Raw genomic sequence first — 1140 nt, forward strand, 5'->3', positions numbered from 1 at the left:
GTTAATACCATCACCAACCATCGCAACCGTGTGCTCAGTAGAAAGTTGTTCCACATAACGCACTTTATCGGCAGGCAACAAGCTCGCTTTGTAATCCAAACCAATTTGATGGGCTATCGCTTCTGCACTGCGTGGGTTGTCCCCCGTCAACATCACAGAACTCACACCCAACATTTTCAGAGTGGCGATTGCCTGTTGAGCATCTTGACGAAGAGTATCTTGCCACGCGATCACGCCAATAACTTCGTAATCGTGACGAACGATAACCACGGTTTTGCCTTGTTCTTCCAGTTCAATAACACGTTGTTCAACTTTCGAAGAAACAGGGAAGTCCGCTTTTGATGGTGCAATAACTTGCACTAATTTACCGTTCACCAAACCTGTTACACCAGAGCCGACTTGAGCAGTTTTATCACTTGCCTCAGGAATCGAAACGCCTTGTTCTTCAGCCCGCTTCACTAATGAAACCGCTAAAGGATGGCTTGACCCCATCTCGATAGAAGCCGTTAAACTCAGTAGCGTTTCTTCTGTTACATCATAACTCACCACGTCTGTTACTTGCGGTTTACCTTGTGTCAACGTGCCTGTTTTATCAAACGCGACCGACTCCACTTTGCCAAGCAACTCAAGTGCTGCCCCACCTTTGATCAATGCACCACGGCGTGCCGCAGCAGCCAGACCCGACGTAATCGCAGCAGGCGTTGAAATAACCAAGGCACAAGGACAAGCGATTAAGAGCAATGCCAAACCACGGTACACCCATGTTTCCCAAGGTTGAGCGAACAGTAATGGTGGCGTAACGATAACGGCAAGAGACACCAGCATCATAAGTGGCGTGTACCAGCGACTAAATTTATCGAGGAATCGTTCTAACGGCGCTTTGCGCGATTCAGCTTCTTCAATCAAATGAAGGATGCGGTCAATGGCATTTTCACCTTGGCGGGAGGTCACTTGCACCTGCACTACTTTATCGACTACCACAGCCCCCGCCATGATTTTCCCGCCTTCTTCATGCTCAACAGGAACTGATTCACCGGTCAATGCACTTTCATCAAAGCTGGCTAACGTCGTCATCAATACACCATCAGCTGGCAAACGACCGCCAGGTGCCACTTCAATGACGTCCCCAGGTTGAAGCTG

Annotated in this window: 1 protein-coding gene; it reads right to left on the bottom strand. The window is 48.9% G+C overall.

Features of this window, described 5'->3' with window-relative positions; genetic code table 11:
• Positions 1-1140 (bottom strand): heavy metal translocating P-type ATPase (locus R8N28_RS26205; protein WP_318183782.1); only part of this gene is annotated, 1140 nt, incomplete at both ends.

The organism is Vibrio sp. Vb1554 (genome assembly GCF_033344235.1).